The sequence below is a fragment of the Pseudogracilibacillus sp. SE30717A genome (assembly GCF_037071985.1).
Lineage (GTDB): Bacteria > Bacillota > Bacilli > Bacillales > Amphibacillaceae > Pseudogracilibacillus.
In genome coordinates, this window is sequence record NZ_JAXHDF010000017.1 from 1 (window position 1) to 17,803 (window position 17,803).

Annotated in this window: 18 protein-coding genes; 8 read left to right on the forward strand and 10 right to left on the reverse strand. The window is 32.3% G+C overall.

Annotated features, from left to right (window positions below; translation table 11 throughout):
• Positions 1–102: 102 nt before the first annotated feature.
• Positions 103–660, reverse strand: coding sequence for a YkoP family protein (locus SPD48_RS19160; RefSeq protein WP_336259753.1), 558 nt, complete (start codon positions 658–660; stop codon positions 103–105).
• Between the two features lie 255 nt (positions 661–915).
• On the opposite strand from SPD48_RS19160, the gene SPD48_RS19165 reads away from it, so the two are divergent.
• Positions 916–2,490: an alkaline phosphatase family protein gene (locus SPD48_RS19165; RefSeq protein WP_442962177.1), complete on the forward strand. Its 1,575-nt coding sequence runs from the start codon at positions 916–918 to the stop codon at positions 2,488–2,490.
• A gap of 233 nt (positions 2,491–2,723) precedes the next feature.
• Here the strand turns inward: SPD48_RS19165 and SPD48_RS19170 are convergent, their stop codons facing one another.
• Both SPD48_RS19170 and SPD48_RS19175 read right to left on the reverse strand, forming a co-directional pair.
• Positions 2,724–2,777 carry a Fe-Mn family superoxide dismutase gene (locus SPD48_RS19170; RefSeq protein WP_336259795.1) on the reverse strand — a complete coding sequence of 18 codons (54 nt, stop codon included), beginning with the start codon at positions 2,775–2,777 and terminating at the stop codon, positions 2,724–2,726.
• A gap of 157 nt (positions 2,778–2,934) precedes the next feature.
• Complete coding sequence (locus tag SPD48_RS19175) at positions 2,935–4,089, reverse strand: MGDG synthase family glycosyltransferase (RefSeq protein ID WP_336259754.1); 1,155 nt, start codon at positions 4,087–4,089, stop codon at positions 2,935–2,937.
• A 106-nt stretch (positions 4,090–4,195) separates the two neighbouring features.
• Here SPD48_RS19175 and SPD48_RS19180 point away from each other — a divergent pair, with 106 nt between their 5' ends.
• The gene (locus SPD48_RS19180) at positions 4,196–5,032 is read left to right on the forward strand and encodes a metallophosphoesterase (protein ID WP_336259755.1); all 837 of its coding nucleotides are present in this window, start codon (positions 4,196–4,198) and stop codon (positions 5,030–5,032) included.
• Positions 5,033–5,312: 280 nt separating this feature from the next.
• Here SPD48_RS19180 and SPD48_RS19185 read toward each other — a convergent pair whose 3' ends face one another.
• The gene (locus SPD48_RS19185) at positions 5,313–5,645 is read right to left on the reverse strand and encodes a YkoP family protein (RefSeq protein WP_442962179.1); all 333 of its coding nucleotides are present in this window, start codon (positions 5,643–5,645) and stop codon (positions 5,313–5,315) included.
• 564 nt (positions 5,646–6,209) lie between these two features.
• On the opposite strand from SPD48_RS19185, the gene SPD48_RS19190 reads away from it, so the two are divergent.
• Positions 6,210–6,914, forward strand: a complete 705-nt coding sequence (locus SPD48_RS19190; protein WP_442962178.1) for a DUF421 domain-containing protein — start codon at positions 6,210–6,212, stop codon at positions 6,912–6,914.
• Between the two features lie 307 nt (positions 6,915–7,221).
• Here SPD48_RS19190 and SPD48_RS19195 read toward each other — a convergent pair whose 3' ends face one another.
• A complete protein-coding gene (locus SPD48_RS19195) occupies positions 7,222–8,043 on the reverse strand; it encodes a MerR family transcriptional regulator (protein WP_336259758.1) in 822 nt (273 codons plus the stop codon).
• Positions 8,044–8,164: 121 nt separating this feature from the next.
• On the opposite strand from SPD48_RS19195, the gene SPD48_RS19200 reads away from it, so the two are divergent.
• Together SPD48_RS19200 and SPD48_RS19205 are read left to right on the forward strand one after the other, a co-directional pair.
• A complete protein-coding gene (locus SPD48_RS19200) occupies positions 8,165–9,532 on the forward strand; it encodes an MATE family efflux transporter (RefSeq protein WP_336259759.1) in 1,368 nt (455 codons plus the stop codon).
• Positions 9,533–9,700: 168 nt separating this feature from the next.
• Complete coding sequence (locus tag SPD48_RS19205) at positions 9,701–9,883, forward strand: sporulation YhaL family protein (protein WP_336259760.1); 183 nt, start codon at positions 9,701–9,703, stop codon at positions 9,881–9,883.
• A gap of 69 nt (positions 9,884–9,952) precedes the next feature.
• Here the strand turns inward: SPD48_RS19205 and SPD48_RS19210 are convergent, their stop codons facing one another.
• The 3 genes from SPD48_RS19210 to SPD48_RS19220 form a co-directional block, all read right to left on the reverse strand.
• Positions 9,953–10,834 carry a peptidylprolyl isomerase gene (locus SPD48_RS19210; protein WP_336259761.1) on the reverse strand — a complete coding sequence of 294 codons (882 nt, stop codon included), beginning with the start codon at positions 10,832–10,834 and terminating at the stop codon, positions 9,953–9,955.
• A 225-nt stretch (positions 10,835–11,059) separates the two neighbouring features.
• Positions 11,060–11,431, reverse strand: a complete 372-nt coding sequence (locus SPD48_RS19215) for a YtxH domain-containing protein (RefSeq protein ID WP_336259762.1) — start codon at positions 11,429–11,431, stop codon at positions 11,060–11,062.
• Positions 11,432–11,458: 27 nt separating this feature from the next.
• Positions 11,459–11,887, reverse strand: coding sequence for an HIT family protein (locus tag SPD48_RS19220; protein WP_336259763.1), 429 nt, complete (start codon positions 11,885–11,887; stop codon positions 11,459–11,461).
• 1,235 nt (positions 11,888–13,122) lie between these two features.
• On the opposite strand from SPD48_RS19220, the gene SPD48_RS19225 reads away from it, so the two are divergent.
• Positions 13,123–13,866, forward strand: coding sequence for an ABC transporter ATP-binding protein (locus SPD48_RS19225; RefSeq protein WP_336259764.1), 744 nt, complete (start codon positions 13,123–13,125; stop codon positions 13,864–13,866).
• Positions 13,859–15,070 carry an ABC transporter permease gene (locus tag SPD48_RS19230; protein WP_336259765.1) on the forward strand — a complete coding sequence of 404 codons (1,212 nt, stop codon included), beginning with the start codon at positions 13,859–13,861 and terminating at the stop codon, positions 15,068–15,070. The genes SPD48_RS19225 and SPD48_RS19230 overlap by 8 nt, the downstream gene beginning before the upstream one ends.
• Positions 15,071–15,155: 85 nt before the next feature.
• On the opposite strand, the gene SPD48_RS19235 is transcribed toward SPD48_RS19230, so the two are convergent.
• Positions 15,156–16,331, reverse strand: a complete 1,176-nt coding sequence (locus SPD48_RS19235) for a M20 family metallopeptidase (protein WP_336259766.1) — start codon at positions 16,329–16,331, stop codon at positions 15,156–15,158.
• Positions 16,332–16,591: 260 nt separating this feature from the next.
• On the opposite strand from SPD48_RS19235, the gene SPD48_RS19240 reads away from it, so the two are divergent.
• Entirely contained in the window at positions 16,592–16,735 is a 144-nt protein-coding gene (locus SPD48_RS19240) for a hypothetical protein (protein ID WP_336259767.1), read from the forward strand.
• 26 nt (positions 16,736–16,761) lie between these two features.
• Here the strand turns inward: SPD48_RS19240 and SPD48_RS19245 are convergent, their stop codons facing one another.
• Positions 16,762–17,790, reverse strand: coding sequence for an HD-GYP domain-containing protein (locus tag SPD48_RS19245; protein WP_336259768.1), 1,029 nt, complete (start codon positions 17,788–17,790; stop codon positions 16,762–16,764).
• Between the last annotated feature and the right edge of the window lie 13 nt (positions 17,791–17,803).

Here is a 17,803-nt window from a genome sequence, read left to right on the forward strand (position 1 = left end):
TGTTAATTGATAGGACTAGATTTCGCAGCAATTTTCAAGAATCTATATATAGCTGCCATGCTTCTTCGTTTAAAGATAAGTTGAAATACAAAAAGACATTAATTATTTTCCATATTGATTAATTAAATGGTCTTTAGACATAAATAAATATACAGGGGATGGTACTTCCTTTATTACCATGCTTGAAGAAGAAAGTAAATAAATTGGAAGAAGAGCAGCCTTTTTAAAGTATTTATAGAAAGGGTTAGTAATGGAATAAGTTTCAAAACCTAACTTATGACAGCCTTTATAAAGCATAGTAATGCCAATCAGTCCCTTGATTTTATTTCCATGGTCATGGATTTGAATATGTCGGACAATAAAGGGTAGGGATTCTTTGACAGTTTTATAAATCATTAAAGCTCTTCGAAGTTCATTGTCATACCCTTGTATTTGTTTTAACAATTCAACATTGTGCAAATGAATTTTAATAAGTATATCGTTCTTATATATTCTTGTACCATCTGATAAAACAATATTTCGTCCTTTATATTTAGTTAACCTTACACGCATAATTGTATTTTCCCCCGTTGCTTTTTCTACATAATGTAAACGAGTAAAACGAAAGTATAGAGGATCGATAATGCTCCATGTAGTAAGGCAATATTGCTTGAATTTCATAAAAACTACCTCTTTTATAATAAAATTGTTAAGCTGGTTTTATTTTGTTGATAAAAGCTTTAAATATGAATGGAAAATTAAGTCTTGTTAAATAAAGCCTTTTGACTTCATAAATACCTTGCTTGAATCCAATTTTTTTCAAATATCAAAATTAAAAATGATTATTTTAAAAAGAATAGAATCAGATATGATAGGTATGCTATTTATGACACCCTTGAAATAATAATTCTTAATCAAAGAAAAGGAAAAAATAGGATGAAGAAAATGTTATATGTGCTAATCATTATTATCATTGTACTGGCAATCATCTTTTTGATAAGTGCCCTTAAACCTGCAAATCAGTCTTTGGAACAGAAACAGGTGACTGAAACACAGGATCCTGTCATTCTACTAATGATTGATTCCTTAATGGATAAGCCTCTACAGCAGGCAATAAAAGCAGGTCGTGCACCTGCGTTTAAATATTTAATAGAACAAGGCTACTATTATCCAAATATTGTCAGTGGATATCCCACGATGTCTGTTACGATTGATAGCTCGATTCTAACCGGTACGTATTCGGATAAGCATCGAGTCCCAGGTCTTGTTTGGTATGATGAAAAAGAAAAGCGACATGTGAATTATGGGAGCGCCAGAGAAGAAGTATTGAAATCAGGAATTAAAAATGTGGTTGAAGACACTTTATATCATTTAAATCACACCCACTTAAGCCGTGACGTAAAGACTATACATGAAGAATTAACGATGAAAGGATTAGAAAGTGCGTCCATAAATACGCTAATCTATCGTGGAAACGAAAAAATGACTTTAAACCTTTTGAAAGTATTATCAAAGTTGAACGTGATGCCTGAAAGCTTAAAAATTGAAACACCAATGTTATTTTCTTATGGTGCATTGGCACAGTTCAGCCCAACAAACAATAAAAATACCCAACTATGGGAAAGACTGGGTTTTAATGACAAATTTACAGCTCAGGAATTAATATATATCATTCAAAATGGAAAACTCCCTGCTTTTACAATCGCCTATTTTCCAGATCTTGATCAAAGTGTTCATAAAAATGGTCCTATAAATCACATTGACGCGATCGAAAAAACAGATAAGCAACTCCAGGAAGTATTAAATACGTACGAATCTTGGGATGAAGCATTGCATTCTGCCATTTGGATTGTGATGGGGGACAGCGGACAAGCTGAGGTAGGAAAAGATAAAAGTAAATCTTTGATCTATTTAAATGAAATTTTGGATTCTTATAAAATACATAGAATCACTGAGCCAGTAAAAAATGATGATCAAATTGTTTTAGCATATAATGAAAGAATGGCTTTCATATACAATATAGATAAAAATATAGCACTTGAAGAAATTGTAAAACAACTTCGACAAGACGATCGAATAAATCTGATTGCCTGGAAAAGTGATTCCGATGTTAATGTAGTTACGAGTGGTCAGGAAGGAAAATTAACTTTCCGCCCAAACGGAGATTTTAAAGATCAATACGGTCAGTCATGGTTTTTAACAGGTGAATATTCAGTTTTGGATCTTTCTGTAAATAACCATCATATCGAATATGATACTTACCCGGATGCCCTAGCACGATTACACAGCTCATTAAATTCCCATTCTGGAAATTATATTATTGTTGACGCGAAACCTGGATTTGAATTCGCTGGCGATGGAACACCTATTCATCCTGGAGGTGCGGCACACGGATCTATACACAAACAGGATTCATTAATACCAATGATTGTCGTAGGAACAGAAACAAAACCAGAACATTTGCGAATTGTTGATTTGTATTCTTGGTTTTTACAGCTAGTGAATAAGTGAGAATAAAAAATACGATTTTTGAGTGTAGAGGACGCTAAAATAATCTTGAAATACAAATATTTTAAAAAAATGGTTCTTCAAGGTGGTAGGTAAGATTTGAAGAACCTTAGTGAGGTTATTTTTTCTATTTTTAATCCTTGTGCCAGGTTGGTCTCCGGTGAGTTCTTTCATCTTCTCTGTCTCTATGATCTTCGTAATTTCAATTTATAAGTTCCACTAATTATACAGTTATTTTAATACTGTAGATAAAAAGCATATTCCCAAACATCCAGAACAAGGAGTGGCACTTCATTTCACTGGCTTAAATGTTGGTTTTCCTACTTGAAAGATTTCTAGCCGATGTGTTCTTAGGTAACAAACAAGGATCACTCACATGACACCTTCAACATTTTTAGTAGATACAAAATAATTGAAGAAACACAAACGTTAATTATCATCTTTTTTCTAATCATTCTCTTCACAAGATCCAAAATCTACCCCGCTCTTTGACAAAATATACTCAATTATTATTTCAGAAGGGTCTTTCTGATCCAACTGTGAGTGATAATGGTCAACTTGTGATTGGTAGTCAAGAAATGTTTTTTTATCATTTAATTTTCCAATCAACTGTTCAACGATATCATCCATTTCCATATGAAATACTAACCCCATATTCATTAACTTCTCAAGATTGATTTCTTCTTGACCAGGTAATGCATTAATGATAAAAATTGGAATTCGTTTAAATAGACTTTCGCTAATCGTAACTCCTCCAGGCTTCGTAATAATCGCATCCATTTGATTATACAGCTGATTCATTCTCTCCCTACAATCAATATATTTTAAAGGAATGAGATAATCTTTATTCAGTTCTTTCAATTTTTTGTATAAGTTCACATTTTTACCGCATAGTACATATAATTTTAACTGCTTTTTGTCTATTGAATTAGACGCTTTTTTTAATAAGGGCTCTAAAACACCTACCCCAAGATTCCCTCCAGACACTAAAATAGAATAGTTCGTCTTTTTTAAAAGACCTCTATTTTTAGTTTGTTTTGATATCTTAGGATGGATAGGAATGCCCGTAATGAAAACTTTTTCTTTTTGGATTCCTTTTTTTATGAGAATTTCCTTAATTTCAACGGAAGATACGAAGTGATAATCAATATGTTCAACACCCCATAAAGAGTGAATAAAGTAATCAGTATACACATTAATAACCGGGATTTGAAGCTCATTATTAGACTTTAATATATTTATAATATAAGCAGGTAAAGAGTGGGTACATATAATTAAATCTGGTTTCTTATCTTCAATGAGCTTTTTCACAAATGGAATGAATAGCCATTCATATAGTCGATAGCGCTTATTGTCCTCTATCCTTCTATATACCAATAATTTATAGAGATTATTATATATTTGTGGGAACACATAGATCCAATTTAAATACACTTTAGAAACAATTGATTCAATTTTTCCATAACTATAGGCAAGGATATCAACCTTTTCGCACTGAATATTTGGATTAATCTGTTGAATTCCTTCTATTAATGCATGAGCAGCCTGATGGTGCCCTGAAGGAAGCTGTAAAAATGGTAGAAAAAGAATGTTTTTTTTCATCCTGCAACTCCTTATTACCTTTCATTTGTTCTTGGTATGGATTCCAGATATTACTAGTAAAAAGCCGCTTCCTTTCGTGTATAATAACTATGGAAGGAGGGATAATATGAAGATCATTCTATTTACAGTTTTAACATTTGTTCTTATTTATCTTCTTAACAGAGCATATAAAAATACGAAGGAAATCATTTTTAATAAAGTGTCTATAAATGGATATGGTCCAGTCTTAAAAATCTTACAGTTGTCAGATCTCCATCTCGAGAATATTTCGATCTCTCCCAATGAACTTTATAACAAGTTAAAAAACGAATCTATTGACTTAATTGCGCTTACGGGTGATTTTCTTGACAGGAAAAGGACAATTCCTAAGCTTGTACCATATTTGCAAGTATTGAATAAACTCAAGGTTAAATACGGAATTTATGCGGTGCTGGGTAATCATGACTATGTGCTTAAAGGACAGAATTTAAAAATATTAATTGAAACTCTTGAAAAATATAATTGTAAGGTACTTAAAAATGAAAATCATTCAATAGTTGTCAATAGAAGACCAGTAAATATTGTTGGTATTGATGATTTTAGTACAAACCGAAGTGATCTTAATGCTTCTTTTCACGGTATTAATAACGGAACAAATCTTGTATTAACTCATGATCCAAATATTGTCCTTCATATGAAGGAGTATCATTTTGATTATTTGCTTGCAGGTCACTTTCATGGAGGACAAATTTGTTATCCTAAGGCTTTTCATCTCGTGAAAATGGGCAAGCTTCCAAAGATGAATATTACTAAAGGTTTTCATAGACAAGACGGTAAGCCTTACTATATAAATGAGGGACTTGGCCAAACAGGTATAAATATACGTATTGGTAGCCGCCCTGAAATTACGTTACACGAGCTTTCCTTAAATATAAACGAAAAAGAAAGCTCCAAAGCTATATAAATATTTTTAAAAGCTGTTTAGGATTAACAGCTTTTTTATTTTACCCTGTTTATTTTAAATTTAGCCCATTACCACTAGCAGAGAACAACATCTCTATGAAATAAGGCTACTTATGGATTCTTCCAAGGAAGATATTAATTTAATATGGTATATGCCTATTTTGTATACATGCTTACTAGTTTTTTTTGTTGGTATAACTAAATATTTTGGGGTTCATTTCATGCCATAAATCAGGGAATTCTGACTTGATAGTAACTTTATTGGCAAAAAATCCAGACGTTTAAACAAAATATATATTGGGTTTGTAATGTTCGGATAGTTCAAAGCCTAAGCGCTCGCATCCTTTGTTTAAAAGGCTAATTCCAATAATCCCTTTAATAATATTTGATCCTGAATTATTTTGGATATATAGTACGACTTCTAGTAATGAATTTTGAACATAGTGATAAATCATTTTTGCTTTATTCAGTTCGCTTTTTATTGTGCTAATTTCTTTTAAAAGCTGTACATTGTGTAAATGGATTTTAACTAATGTGTCATTCTTGTTCGTACCATCTGCAAGAACCATTGGCTTTCCCTTATATTTTGTTAATCTCACTCTTAAAATTGGGATCTCTCCAGCTTCTTGAGGAAGGGATGAAAGTCTTGTGCAAAAAAATAAATAGGGTCAATTATACTTCATATAGAAAGAACATAACTTCTCATCTTATTTATGTCTCGCTTTAATATTTTCATTATATTTTTGCTTTTTATAGAAATATTATTAATGGAAATTTAATGAAGATAAGATTTCTCTATATATTTGTTTCCCTGGATATTGGTGTTTTACCAAGTAGTTATAAATAGATGACAAGGTAAGTTTTAACAAGGTAATACATTATATGAGTTATGAATCTTTTAAGTATGAATAAGTAAATTTTAACCATAGTAAAAATTAATTGTTTTATGAACCAACAGAATCAGCATGTGTATGTTTAAATGTAATGAAATTTTCAATTTGGTCCTGAATAAGATATGGTTATTTTTATTCACTTGGTTTTAAGTGAATCGTTTGCGTATTTATGTACAATTGAATGAGATGGTTCTCTAAACCTTGCTAAACATAACTTTTAATTCATATACATAAAATATGTAGGGAATAATAAAGATAGAAGTTAAAGCCAAGGAAGTGAATGAGTTGGAATTTATGAGTGAGCAAGAGTCTCTTAGTTTCATTCAATGGATGCTAAGGGCAGTTGTTGCCTTTTTCTTTTTATTAGTTATAGCTAAAATAATGGGACAAAGATCGATTTCTCAGTTAAGATTAATCGATTTTATGATGGCAATATTAATCGGAAATATTATTGCTCACCCTTTATCGGATGAACAATTAGCGTTAAAAGGTTCCATGATTACAATGTCTGTCTTAGTTGTCCTATATACCATTGGTGTTTATCTAAGTATAAAGTGGAAAATGCTGAGGAAATTTCTTGAACCTACTCCATTTCCTTTAATTCAGAATGGAAAAATAATTTATAGAGGATTACTGAAGGCGAGAATCTCGCTTGATATATTATTATCAGAGTTAAGAAAACAAAAAGTGGATGATATACAAAAGGTTTCCCTTGCATTATGGGAACCAGGAGGTAGTTTATCTGTTTTTTTAGAGTCACAATATAATCATGTAACTCCAGCAGATATGCAACTTGCCGTTAAACCATTTTTATCCTTCAAACCGGTTATTAAAGAAGGTGAGATTGATATAGAAAGTCTTAATCAATTAGGAAAAGATGCAGCCTGGTTGGAAAACAAAATAAATACACTGTTTGCAGTTGATAAAAAGGATATATTATTAGCGACAATCAACGATAAAGAAGAAGTGAAGATTTATACATATAAATAAATGAAAAGTAAAATTTTTTAACTGTTATTAGCGTCTTTATTTTTATTATATTGAAAATTTTACGATATTTCCTCCGTAAAAAAGACAATAGAGATTAGTTTAGTTAAAAATTCGTCTAATGCCTATTGGATATTCAAATTAAAGTATAGAAACCTAAACGCTAAGTCATTGTTTTTTTAGGATAACAGTGTGGAATTCCTCAACAAGGGGAACTGTCAACTGCATGCTTAGAAAAGGATGTTACCGAAAAAGCAAAGCGAATAAATAAGAAAAATAACAACTAAAATGGTAGAAGAAAAAAGTTTACTTACTTTTTTTCTACTTGTATCATTATTTTTGTTACATAATTATCTATCCCACTTACACTTACCTCATCAATAACATACTCTTCAAAGCTATCCCCGTAAATACGATATCCTACCTTACTCAAATAAGTTTTCAGCTTTTCATAGGTTTTATGAATCGTTACATAACTTCCTTTATGATAGCCGACCCCATATTTTCCGGCCTTTTTGATAAAAGGTTCTCCAAATTCAGCTTGATCCATACGCATATAAAAATGCGAATAATTCCAATAATCTCCCGCCTCCACCTGTTCTTGACGAATCAAACCTCCAATAGGGTAACCGAAGTCAAGTCCTTCTCGCTTTGTATATTTAATAAAGGACATAATTGACTTTGTAAATTCTTTATCAGAGCAGTTTAGAATATTTTCACTTAATACATAATATTCTGTTTCCATCTTTTCTATTGTAAACAAATCAAAATTCAAACGTAATGCTTCCTCAATTTGCTTTTTCTTGTTTTGTATAATTTGCTGTGTATGCTGCATTTTTACAATTTTCCTTTGCATCATTTCTTCTTTTTCCGTTAATAATTCAATCGTCTCCTTGGGAGTTTTGAAATGTAAAAAGTCTTTAATTTCTGCTAAAGACATACCAATTTCTTTTAGCATCTCAATGACACTAAAAATCTCCGCTTGCTGAACAGAATAATAACGATAGCCATTTTCATTTTTATGCTCAGGTTTTAATAAACCGATATCATCATAATGAAAAAGTGTTTGTTTTTTCACGCCACATACATCTGCAAATTCTCCTGTTGTAAAAAGTTTATTTTTAGCATCCAATTTTTCCACCTCTTTATTCTTGACTATACGGTAACCGTATACTTTATTATTATAGCATATAAAAAAAGATGAATTAAACGGAGTAGTCTTCTAAGAATGTAAACTTTAGGTGGTATTTATGATGAAAAACAATCATTCAATAATGCAAACGATGGAACCGCGTCAATTATTTATAAAGTATTTAATCCCTTCATTATTTGGAATGATGTTGATGGCTATTAATATTTTAATTGATGGCTTATTCGTCAGTCATGGTGTTGGAGAAAAGGGACTGGCAGGAGTTAACATCGCCGTGCCGATTTACTCGGTTCTTTTATCGGTATCTTTATGGATTGGTATGGGCGGTGCCACATTGTATTCCATCGCACATGGGCAAAACAATCCGCATCGTGCAAAAGAAATATTTACACATTCGATTTTTATTGCGATTGCGACAACAGGATTGATCATAGTATTCTGTCTAGTATTTAAGCAGCCACTTGCTTATTTATTTGGAGCAAATGATTTGATTATTTCTTATGTTGATGATTATTTGCATATTATTCTTTTATTTGGGCTTGTCTTTGTTATTGAAAATATTTTAAGTATTTTTATTCGAAACGATGGGAACCCTACACTCTCTATGGCAGGATTAATCGTTACATCTGTTGTTAATATTTTTTTGAATTATCTATTTATCTTCATTTTCCAATGGGGAGTAAAAGGGGCAGCTTATGCAACAGTACTCGGTACTATCGTGGGTATTTTAGTATTACTTACACATTTTTTAACGAAGAAAAAACAATTAGGATTCGTCCATATGAAAATTGATTTTTTTATACTTCGTAATATTTTCTTCATTGGTTTTCCCAGTTTTATCGTGGAAGCCTCGACTGCAGTGATGATGGTTGCATTCAATATCACATTTAGTCATTATGTCGGTGAAACGGGGATTGTAGCCTATGCGGTCGTCAACTATATGCATACGGTGTTTCTTATGCTTTTTATTGGAATTGGAGCAGCACTTCAACCCATTACAAGTTACCATTATGGTGCGACTCTCTATCAACGTATGAAGAAATTTATACGGATTGCGATCATTACAGGATTTGGTCTTGGAGTAGCTGTATTTATTGTCGGTCTAGTTGGAAAAGGGTTTATTATTGACCTGTTCGGGATTGACATTCCTGAAATCATCGACTATACAAAAATTGGGATTGTTTACTTTTTTGCGGGGTATCTATTTTTAGGAATTAACATGGTTTTTGTGGAATATTATCAATCAATTAGGAAAATCCGTATTGCAACTTGGATAATATTAGGTCGCAGTTTTATCTTATTCATCCCTTTACTGTGGATTTTGCCAAATTTATTCGGTCCTAATTCGATTTGGATTGTTTTTCCAACAGCTGAGGGGTTAACAGTGCTCATCATTTATCTAGCATTAAAATTCAAATTGGTAGAACTTGTTCCAATAGAAATAACAGAGCTGTCCAAAAGGATAGGGTAGGTAAGAATAAAGGAATGATGAAAATAAAGTTAATTATATTTGGTTATCAACTAGTGCATGATTCAGGGGATTTTTCTTTAAGGATTAAATTATTAAAGAAAGTAATTAAACATGAACTACTGACATATAAATAAATTAATGATTAAAATAGGACAAGGGGGATGCACGGTGCTTTTCAATATTCCTTGGTGGGTCATTCTCATGATTTTGTTTATATGTTTTAGTGGCTATATGTCCTTCCGTGCAATGCAAGCAGAGCGTAAATTAGAACAGCAATTTATTGAACGTGAAGGGCAAATTTTCATGGAAAGAATTGAACAGGACAGGGCTAAACGGCAAGAGTCTAATTAAATTAAAAACAGACGATCGAAAACATCGTCTGTTTTTTGTCTGTCTTATAAACTAAACGGAAAGCTATGTTTAACCCATCGGTTGCATTTGGGCATCTTCGTCAAAGATATCTTTAAACTCCTCAACTTTTATATCAACTTTTGAATCTTTGATCAGTTTATTTATTCTTTCCATCGCTTCTTGAGGATCGATTTTTCTTTCAACTAATTTTCTGCGGATATCTTCCTTATTCTCTTCTAATGTTCCAATATCTTCATCTAATTCTTTCTTATCCATTACTTCAATAATATGATATCCATAGCTAGATTGGACAGGATCACTTATTTCGTCAACTTTCATTGCAAAAGCTTTGTCTTCAAATTCAGGTACCATTGTTCCTACAGAGAAAAAGCCAAGTTCTCCTCCGTTTGCAGCTGTTCCTTCATCTGTCGAATATTCTTTTGCTAATTTGGCAAAATCTTCACCTTTATCTAACTTTTCTTTTACTTCTTTTGCAGTTTCTTCATCTTCAACCAAGATATGACGTGCTTCAATTTCAGTTTTCATTCGATCGAAATACGTTTCAATTTCTTCGTCAGGTACTTCGATACCTTCCGTAATCGCAGCTTCCTGTAACAGACTCTTTCTAATATCTTGTTTTAAGTCTTCCTCTGTTAAGCCTTGCATTTTAAGTACTTCTTCGTACTCATCGCCAACTTGTTCTTTAATCTTGTCCAATTCTTCATCAATCTGTTTGTCAGTAACTTCGTATTTATCTTCTAAAATTTTGAATGTAACTAACTCTCTTAATACTTCTCCGCCATTATTTTCTTTAAGCGCTTCGTAAAATTCTTCCTTTGTTACATCTCCTGCGTTTGTTTTTGCGACAACTTCAGAATCACCTTTTGAACCACATGCTGTTAGTCCTAACAAACCAACTGTTAGGGATGCTGCTACAATAACCTTTTTCATTGTTACACTCCTTAAAATACCTCTCTAAACACAATGTATATGTATTAGCCGTATATTTTTAAATTAGAATACTCCTTTAAAAGGATACCACAACTCGATCAATAGATAAATTATTTATGTAAAAAATTTGTAAATTTAATTAATAATATTATTTGACCTAAGAGCAAGGTCATCAGAAAAGAAGGTCAATAATAAATTAACCTTCTTGACAGCAGTCAGTTTGTATTATGCTTCTTGTTTTTTCTCGTTTATTTTTGTTTCAAGATCTTTTATACTTGCTTCAATTTGTTCTAAATATTCATGGATATTTTCTTGGTGCGGCTCAATTGTATTTTTCCATTCTTCGACGGAAGTTTTCATTTCTTGTGTTAAATCGTTAATTAAAGCAACACCTTCTTTAGAAGTTTTAGCTATTTGATCTTTTAAGCGTAAACCATCTTGAATAATATCATCAACGATTTTCTTCCACTCTATACTTTGTTGTTTAACTTTGTCACGTAACTCTCTCCCCGATGATGGTGTCGTTAAAAGAGCAGTTGCAGCACTAATTGTTCCACCTAAAACAAATCCAATTAAAATTGACTTACCTTTTGACATCTTGATTTCTCCTTTCAATATTTGCTTTTATTCAATAGCACCATGTATTTTGTCAGCAATCTCGTTTAATTCTTCCGTTGAAAATTCATTATCTCGTGTGATCCACTTGGAATCGAATCCATCTTCATCTCCATAACGTGGGATTATGTGAATATGAAGATGAAACACGGATTGTCCAGCCATAATCTCATTGTTGTTTAGTAAATTTATGCCTGCTGGTTTATATACTTTTTTAATTGCTCGAGCAATTTTAGGTACGCGGGAAAATAATTCACTTGCAACTTCAGCTGGAGTTTCATAAATGTCTTTTGTATGTACTTTAGGAATAACTAGGGTGTGACCTGTTGTTACTTGACTAATATCCATAAAGGCATATACATGATCGTCTTCGTATACTTTTGCTGATGGTATTTCTCCATCAATTATTTTACAAAAAAGGCAATCATCATGTTTCATAAGTAAACAACTCCTACATAATTGTAATTACAATAATAGTTTATCATAAAGCATCAGACAAGTATATGAAGGTTATGTTAAATATGTATTTTAAGTTTACTCTAATAAAACAATTATTATATATGAAATACAACAATTTTTATTATCCAATTCCCACAAAATAAATTCGTAAAACTGGTTTCGGCGAAGATAAATAATTCAATTTTTGAACCAAAGATATAAACTGCGCAGTAACTTCGTCTTGTTGCTACGTTAATACACTACGCTTTCCGCAGGCGGCTGTTGAGCCCCTTCGTGCTACGCACTTGGTTCTCACCTGGGCCTTTCTTCCTGCAGGAGTCTCCGTGTATTTCCTTCGCTGGGATGGGCACTGTTGACTAAATTTAGGAATCGATAACAACAATACTTTATTTCTATTGAATAAAATTCAAATGTTAGCATGGGCAAAATACGAAGACTCCTGCAGGAATAGCGAATGGCTCTCGATGGGACGAACGATAGTGGCAGTCCCACGAGTCCGAAGATCCCTGTAACTTCTCGTTAACAAGAATCTACAGAAGCAGATCACCATGCCTGTGGTAAAGGAGACACAGTTCAAGCAAGTGTTAATGTTGCTTGAACTGATGTCGTTCTAATGCCTGTGGTGAAAGTGAAGTATTTTTCCGAAGCGGATTCCGGAAATTAATAAGTTGATGCAGTTACGTCACAAATCAATCACGGGGATGGTGAATATTGAAATATTGTTCTATACATATTTCTCAATCCAATTGTTACTTGAAAATCTGCTAATAAGAGAATCGTTCAAACTTCTTAATACTATCAAGGTTTATTTATCTATTTCACACTGTGAAAATAGAAAAGAACAACTTGCGCTATGGTGGGAACTTACTAACTCAGCTATAAATTTTATTTTGTTTCATTGTAAAAAAAATGAACAGACCACGTTAATATAACCAATTAACGCAGTCTGCTTTAAGAAGAATACGAGATAGCGACCATATGACTTCGGGGACATTTTTCGGCATCAGATGATGCTATAGTGATTTTTTATATCACTAAAAATTATGGTCAACACTATATCGATATTGGAAATAGTGGCTTTCTCGATTTCTTCATTCATAGTGTAATCATTTCTTGAAATATTATACATAATGTTTAAATATAATATATACTAAAGAATATAAGGAACAGTTTAATAAAAATTACATATAAATTTTTAGTTAGAGGAGGATTAGATGCAGCCGCTACTGAAGATAGAAAACCTCGTTGGAGGGTATTCTAATAAAAATATTTTACATAATATATCTTTTCACGTTGACTCGAAAGAGATTGTTGGATTAATTGGTTTAAACGGAGCAGGGAAGAGTACGACAATTAAGCATATTATCGGGTTAATGCAAGAAAAAAGTGGAAGTCTTAAAATAAATGGACAAACTTTTAAAGAAAACCCCACTGAATATAGAAAGAAACTAGCATATATTCCTGAACAACCAATCTTATATGATGAATTAACATTGTATGAGCATTTAAGATTAACTGCAATGGCGTACGATATCGAAGAATCGGTATTTGAAGAAAGATTGCCAGCATTATTAAAAGCATTTCGAATGGAACGTCATCTGCACTGGTTTCCTGTTCACTTTTCAAAAGGAATGAGACAGAAAGTCATGATTATGTGTGCCTTTTTAATCGAACCAGCATTATATATCGTCGATGAGCCTTTTGTTGGTTTAGATCCTTTAGGAATTCAATCGTACTTAGAGTTGATGAATGAGATGAGAGGAAAAGGTGCAGGAGTGTTAATGTCTACCCATATATTAGCGACGGCCGAGCGTTATTGTGACCGGTTTATCATTTTACATGAGGGAGAAATACGAGCACATGGAACACTTTCACAGTTGCAGGAGCAGTTTCAGATGCCGAATGCTTCATTGGATGATATCTATGTTCAATTAACAAAGGAAGAAAGCGATGTTTAATCCAATTGATTTATTCAAACAGAGGTTAACGGACCATATTAAACGTTTAAATCGTTATTTGAGATATATTTTCAATGGACATTTTATGATCGCACTTATTTTTATGGTTATCGCGCTTGCGGTCTACTATCAAAGATGGATTGAAAATATCGGAGAAGAGTTTCCAGTGGCTCTCGTAATTGCACTTGTTTTTGGATTTGTCGTCAGCTACAATCCATTACAAATGTTTTTACAAGAACCGGATAAAGTATTTTTAATTGTAAAAGAAGAGCAAATGAAACGGTATTTTCGATTAACATTAGTTTATAATTATATGGTGCAACTATATGTTGTTCTTATAGCCGCAGCAGCCGTTATACCACTTTATGCCGCAGTGTTTCCTGAAAAGGACAAGCTCGATTATGTATTCATGCTAGTCATCATATTGTTTATAAAAGCATGGAATCTTATTTCAAATTGGTATATGTTAAAAATACGCCATGTAAACATCCGAATAATGGATAAGATCTTACGAACAATCTTAAGTATATCTTTAATTTATTTTCTGCTTATCGGAAAATTTGTGGTCATTTTTATAGTGTTCTTTTTTATAGTCATCGCTAACAATATTGTATTAGCTAGAAAACAATCAGGACTTGCATGGGATGTACTAATAGAAAACGATCAGAATCGTTTAGCTTTATTTTATCGCTTTGTAAGCATGTTTGCGGATGTGCCACAAATAAAGAAAAGGCTAAAAAAGCGACGATTTTTATCATCGTTAGTAAATAAATGGGTTTCATTTAAGCATGATAGTACGTTTGATTATTTATATCGTTTAACGTTTATTCGTAGTAGTGATTATCTAAGCTTGTATATTCGGTTAATTATTATTGGGGGATTAGTTATCTTTTTTGTCCCTAATATATGGTTGAAAATCATTTTTGCATTATTGTTCATTTACATGTCTAATTTTCAAATGATTACTCTTTATTATCACCATCAGACAAGTATATGGCTAGATTTATATCCAGTGAGTAAAAAAGTGAAAGAAACAGCTTTTCTAAAATGGCTTGTTCTATTAACGTTAATTCAGACGATTATTTTTTCATTGCTCTTCCTAATTTGGGTTGATGTTGCAAGTTTTGTATTAACATTTGCACTGGGTACGTTGTTTAATTATTTATTTAACCTTAATTATGTAAAACGGAAGATCCAAAATTAAAAAATTGAATACAAAAAAATCGTTGTAGACCTCTTAATTTTGAGAAGGTTCTTATCAACGATTTTTTTATGTTTAGTGTTTTCGTTTAATTATTTTTTTCCTGATAGGCAAAATAAGCTCCGATCAGCATTTTAGCTGCAATCGGCATTGCTTTTTCGTCAATATCAAACATTGGATGGTGATGAGGGTAGTTATGTCCTTCTTTTTTCGCGCCGGTAAAGAAAAAAGCACCTGGTTTGATGTTTAAGTAATGAGCAAAATCTTCTCCACCCATTTGAGGGGCGACATTGATTGCATTTTTTACTTCAGGAATTTGGTTACATGCCTCAAAAACAAGGTCTGTCTCTTCCTCATGGTTCATAACAGGAGGATAGCCTTCAGAATAATTAAGTTCATAGTCTGCATTATTTGCTATGCAAATACCTTTCACAACTTGTTCCATTTCTTTCTTAACTACACGTTGAATTTCTGGATCTAAATACCGAACAGTTCCTACTAGCGTAGCTTTATTAGCAATTATATTAAATGTCGTACCCGCATGAAATTTTCCTACTGTAATAACAGCTGTTTTTAAAGGATCAATTCTTCTACTAATAATATTTTGTAATTGTGAAACTACTTCTGCACCAATAACAATAGCATCTTTTGTCTGATGCGGATAGGCACCATGACCACCTTGACCTAAAATCGTAATCTCAAATCGGTCAGTTCCCGCCATAAAAACACCTTTTCGAGTTTCAATATTTCCAAGCGTTGACGTAGCCCATAAATGGTTCCCAAATACAGCATCTACATCGTCTAATTTACCTGAACCAACAATAGATATTGCTCCTCCTGGCGTCTCCTCCTCGGCGTGTTGATGAAGAAAAACAATGGTACCTTCTAACTCATCTTGATATTTTTTCATTACTTTAGCAAGTACTAGTAAAGTAGCTGTATGACCATCATGTCCACATGCATGCATAACACCGGGGTTTTTAGATTTATATGGCACATCTTTCTCGTCTTGAATTGCCAGTGCATCAAAATCAGCTCGTAAAGCAACTGTCTTCCCGGGTTTTCCCCCTTTTAATGTGGCGATTACTCCGTTTCCACCGACATTTTTTTCATAAGGAATGCCAAGTTCTTCATAAAAGTCTGCAATATATTGTGCAGTTTTAAACTCTTCAAAGGAAACCTCAGGATATTGGTGTAAGTAACGACGAATCTCAATCATTTCTGGATAAAGTTCATCGATTGTTTCATGGATTTTAGTAAGCATAAAAAAAGCCCCCTTTTACTTGAAAAAATAAATAGTACTACTACAGTATAGCATTTTTTCTAATGAAAAGTGGTTAAAGGAATTTAGTATTCTTATTATTCGGTTATTTTAGTATATATTAAAAAAGGATATTTATATTGTAAATTGGAATAAAATTTATAAACAAAATTCTATTAATTTCGAAACGACAGGAAAGTATACTGTCATATAATTACTGTACTTACCTACTAAAATAAAAGGCTTTACAAAGGAGGAGAATAGTGGTCTACATTAGAATTAAACAAGTATGGACCCCCATGCAATTGTTTGGCATTAAACTCTATAAAGATGTAGATACAAAAATCTGGTATGTCAAATGGTCTAAAAAAGCCCAATTACAGAGATTGCGTAAAGAAGATGACTAGCATGGGAAGGAAAGATAGAAATCTATTTATATAATTTTATCAATATGAATGGTTGAAATTTTACTAAGATCAATATAGTTATCATTAATTTGAACTAATGGATGAACTGGATCATGTTTTGGGATCATCCGGATAATTCCTCTACTTCCATCAGTAAGCAAAACAGAACTTCCAATTAAACTGTTCATTATTCTTTCAACAAATATCCTAGTAATGAACGGGTCTAAAGCTCCGAACGTGTCATTTTCTAATTGTAATAATACTTCATAAAAAGGAGATGCATTTTTGTAAATTCTTTTAGAAGTCATTGCATGAAAAACATCAGCTACTGCAACTATACGACTAAATAGATCGATTTCACTTTTAAAAATACCAAAAGGGTACCCGCTACCATCCATACGCTCATGATGCTGTAAAGCTACCAATGCTTGCCGATGAGTTGTTCCAATACTATTTTCAATAATTTCATAACCAAATATTGTATGGTTTTTCATGATGGAAAACTCCTGGTCTGTTAATCTATCCGGTTTATTTAATATTGATTCAGGAATATAAATTTTTCCAATATCATGTAATAATGCTGCTGTTGATAATTGAAGGAGTGTTTTGTGATCAAGTCCTAACCATTTACCAATCAAGCTTGATAATGCACTGACAGCTAGGTTATGTCGGTATGTATAGTCATCTTTAGATTGAAGTGAATTTAATAATCCTATGAAAGGTGTTGCTGTAGAAATTTGTTGAATGATTGGCAGGATATTTTCTCGTAAGTCAGCAAGTGGAATTTGTTTTGTTTCTCGCACCTGTTTAAAAATTTGTTTTAATTCTACAGTTGTTTTATCAATTACTTTAGTATGTTGAAAAGAAACATCTGCACTTTCAATTGAAGTAACATCTTGAATATTTAATACAATTCCATGTTGAATCAGCTTTTTTAAATAGCCAAAAGTTAACATTGTTGATGCAGGTAATAATAAAACACCTCGATGGCTGTAAATATCTTTTTTAGTAATTTTACCAATTAATGTATTTGTGAAAAGTCCTGATTTATTCATATATAGATAGCTC